The 415-nt window shown below is 72.3% G+C and carries 1 protein-coding gene; it reads right to left on the bottom strand.

Features of this window, described 5'->3' with window-relative positions; genetic code table 11:
• A partial coding sequence (locus tag IG64_RS37225; RefSeq protein ID WP_037864991.1) for a TetR/AcrR family transcriptional regulator occupies nucleotides 1-362 on the bottom strand: 362 nt, incomplete at its 3' end.
• Between the last annotated feature and the right edge of the window lie 53 nt (nucleotides 363-415).

Below are 415 nucleotides of genomic sequence, written 5' to 3'. Positions count from 1 at the left end.
TCGGGCTGGTCGGGGCGGAGGAGGCCTTCGTCGGTGGCGCGGTGCAGGAAGGTGTCGACCTCCTGGACGGAGCGGTCGCGGCGTTCGCGTACGGCGTCGTCGGCGAGCATGCGGGTGAGGTCGACGGGCCAGGTGCGGTTGACGGTGATGATGTTCTCGACGTAGCGGTGCAGGGCGACGGCGACGGGGGCCTCGCGCAGCCGGGCGTCCTCGATGGCGTTCTCGATGGCTTCCAGGCGGGAGAGGTGGATGGCCGCGAGGAGTTCTTCGCGTGAGGCGAAGCGCCGGTAGACGGTGCGCCGGTCGACCCCGGCCTCGGCGGCGATGCTCGCGATGCTCGCGGCCGGGTCGGCGGCGAGCATCCGCGCCCCGGTGGTCAGGACGGCTTCCAGGTTGCGTGCTGCGTCGGCTCTCA

Source organism: Streptomyces sp. NRRL S-340, assembly GCF_000720185.1.
Taxonomy (GTDB): Bacteria; Actinomycetota; Actinomycetes; order Streptomycetales; family Streptomycetaceae; genus Streptomyces.
The sequence above is the reverse complement of the archived record's forward strand: the minus strand, read 5'-3'. Positions and strand labels throughout refer to the sequence as shown.